Here is a 2,961-nt window from a genome sequence, read left to right as displayed (position 1 = left end):
GTGAAAACAGACCAATCCACACCCCAAATATCTCGTTGTCTGCTACCGTCTTTGAGTAACTCTTGTTCACATTCGTAATGGCGAACGCCACCACCTGCAAGAATTTTGCGTTCGATGTCTACTGCTATTTTAATGAATACATCCCAAGTTTTCACCATTTCGTCTATTTCTTCACGGCTAGCAGGCTCACGGATTATTAAAATCAATTGAATTTAGTCCCAAGTAGCAATCAACAAGATCATTCCATAGATTAGTGAATCACGCTAAACAATTGAACACTGATGAATAAATTCAGGAAAGTTCGCTTATATCCCCCGAATTTAGCAAAGCGCATTCGGGGGCTTTACGCATCACCCATCGTAAAGCTATTTGCTTCGATCAAGGATAAAAATGATAGAGGCTGACTCATATTAGCAGCAAAGCCCAGAATTCCTGGATCTCGATGAGAGTAAAGTAACTGGCCTTTGCTATCAAACAAAAAAGTTCCACCACGCTGAGTTAAGTAGGCAGAATTTGGTACATAAGTGTGCCAATTGCTCAGAACTTCCACCATGTTACGTAGCCGGAGAGTTGCTAATTCAAAGGGACGTTGAAAACCATTTGGGCCAGCTAATCGGAAAAATGAGCCTTTAAAAGTAGGTAGAGGAGTACCTTGAATAATTTCATCATCTTCAATGAGTTGAGGGGCTTGACGATCTCCCCTGTATCCCCGAAAAACTTCTCTTAGCGTTCCTGGACTTCCAAACCCTGCACACATTAACATTAGATTTAGCCAAGCTTGATGAGACACAGAAAGTCCAGGTAGAGTCAGATTCAGACCTGAATAAAGTTTGAGTTGGTGATGTAGTTCTGCATTGGGTTCAACAAATAAATTTTCGGGTGGAAATCCTGTATATTGACAGAATCTTGTTCCAGAGGTGCGTGAGCCAATTCCCACTGCACGAATAGCGAGTTTTTCAGTCGGCAATTTTTTAGCTTTGCGCTGTAACCACCATGCATATTCAAGGCTATCAAAATCCCCAAGCTGTGGCCAGACTAAAATCAGGATATGTGAGGCAGTCTCGCAATTTTCTAGTAGGGGTCGGGTCATGCCATCACTAACACGCTGAAGTTCAGTCTGATTAAGGATATTGTAGGGATTCATTAAAAATGATTAACTACTATTGAGCTATCCAATTTTAATTTATAAGAAGTAAGTTGATCAATATAAATTTGTGTATGAGAGCCAAATGTTAAAAGAACTTCACCTCCAGCAAGTTGGTCCTGCTGCCCATTTTGATGTCGCATTTGCCGATAGGCTCAATATATTTACGGGTGATAATGGTTTAGGTAAAAGTTTTTTACTCGATATCGCTTGGTGGGTGATGACTACAAATTGGGCGGAGCAACCAGCGTACCCACAGCAAGTTAGAGGTGAAAATCCGCAAATTACAGCCGTAGTTAGCAATAAAAAAAATATAAGAGAGTATCAGAGCCAGTTTGATTTTTCTGAACAGCAATGGCGTAATTTACAAATGCCTCCTTTATTAAAAGAGGTAGTTATTTATGTACGGGTTGATGGTAGTTTTTCTGTTTTTGACCCAGCTCGCCAACGCGATATTCCTTTTGACTTTAATCCAAATACACTTTGGAATGGATTAAAGTCAAAAGATAAAGTTATTTGTAATGGTCTAATTCAAGATTGGGTTACATGGCAGAATCAACCCAATAAATATCCATTTGAACTCTTTTCTAATGTCATTAAAAAACTTGCACCTCACCCTTCCGAATGGATACAAGTGGGAGAAACAACGCGAGTTTCTATTGAAGATGTGCGCGATATTCCTACAGTTAACCTACCTTACGGGAATGTTCCTGTAACTCAAACATCAGCCGGAATGAAGCGTATTCTGGGACTAGCTTATTTACTAGTGTGGACTTGGTACGAACATAAAAAAGCTTCGGAATTGCGACAACAAAAGCCAGTAAATCAGATAGTTTTACTAATTGATGAAATTGAATCTCATTTGCATCCTCGTTGGCAGAGGGTGATTTTACCAGCTATTTTATCTGTGGTGACAGAATTACAACCCAGGATGAAGATACAGGCTTTAGTAACTACTCATTCTCCACTTATTCTTGCTTCCTTAGAGCCAAATTTTCATGAGCAAGAAGATAAACTATTTTTATTTAAATTACAAGATAGAGAGGTTAGCCTTAACGAAGTACCTTGGTCAAAACAAGGGGACATAGTTGGATGGTTAACGTCAGACATTTTTGGACTCAAACAAGCCCGTTCTAAAGAAGCAGAAATCGCAATTGAAGCAGCAGAGGCTTGGATGCGTGATGATGATATGAATACGTTTCCAGAAAATCTGAGAATACCAACACAAATTCATCAGGAACTTCAAAGAGTTTTACCAGGACATGACCCATTTTGGCCCCGTTGGATAGTTACAACGGAGAAAAGAAATTCTGGGTTATCAGGGGTATAACACAGATGATGCCATTTAATCCTCCTCCAGAACCACCTAATTTTGATAAAAAAGTGCGACAACCAGGAAATGCTTGGTTGGCAAAAAACCCAGATCCCAAAAAAGGAACCAGAGATTATTGGTCGCCTTTCAAAAGTGATTTAGCTGATGGATTTAATAATCTTTGTGGCTATAGCGTTATGTATGAACCAGTTGGTACAGTAGATCATTATCGCAGCCGGGAAAATTATCGCAATTTAGCTTACGAATGGAGCAATTTACGCTTTGCTTCTGCTTGGATAAATAGTAGTAAAGGTACGCTTGATGACCAAGTATTTGACCCTTTTGATTTGGGAGAAGATTGGTTTGAAATTTTGCTTCCTTCCCTACAATTAGTATTAACAGATAAAGTTCCTCCGCAACAACGTCAAAAGGCAGAATTTACTTTGGAACGGTTGCGGTTGCGGGATGATGAAAGAATCCTGCGCCAGCGTCAGCAATGGTATCA

The 2,961-nt window shown here is 39.8% G+C and carries 4 protein-coding genes; 2 read left to right on the top strand and 2 right to left on the bottom strand.

The window, feature by feature from the left end:
• Both ACYTXL_RS16655 and ACYTXL_RS16650 read right to left on the bottom strand, forming a co-directional pair.
• Positions 1 to 206, bottom strand: a 206-nt coding sequence (locus tag ACYTXL_RS16655) for a DUF5674 family protein (RefSeq protein WP_461925700.1), incomplete at its 3' end; no start/stop codon positions are given.
• Between the two features lie 137 nt (positions 207 to 343).
• The gene (locus ACYTXL_RS16650; protein ID WP_461925699.1) at positions 344 to 1,144 is read right to left on the bottom strand and encodes a peroxiredoxin-like family protein; all 801 of its coding nucleotides are present in this window, start codon (positions 1,142 to 1,144) and stop codon (positions 344 to 346) included.
• 85 nt (positions 1,145 to 1,229) lie between these two features.
• On the opposite strand from ACYTXL_RS16650, the gene ACYTXL_RS16645 reads away from it, so the two are divergent.
• Positions 1,230 to 2,474 (top strand): AAA family ATPase, encoded by a 1,245-nt coding sequence (locus tag ACYTXL_RS16645; RefSeq protein ID WP_461925698.1) that lies wholly within the window; start codon positions 1,230 to 1,232, stop codon positions 2,472 to 2,474.
• 5 nt (positions 2,475 to 2,479) lie between these two features.
• Positions 2,480 to 2,961, top strand: a 482-nt coding sequence (locus ACYTXL_RS16640) for an HNH endonuclease family protein (protein ID WP_461925697.1), incomplete at its 3' end; no start/stop codon positions are given.

Source organism: Nostoc sp. (assembly GCF_054880495.1).
The sequence above is the reverse complement of the archived record's forward strand: the minus strand, read 5'-3'. Positions and strand labels throughout refer to the sequence as shown.

Coding starts and splice junctions, on each gene's coding strand:
- ACYTXL_RS16650 (WP_461925699.1), bottom strand. CDS start 1,144: ATGAATCCCTACAATATCCTTAATCAGACTGAACTTCAGCGTGTTAGT.
- ACYTXL_RS16645 (WP_461925698.1), top strand. CDS start 1,230: ATGTTAAAAGAACTTCACCTCCAGCAAGTTGGTCCTGCTGCCCATTTT.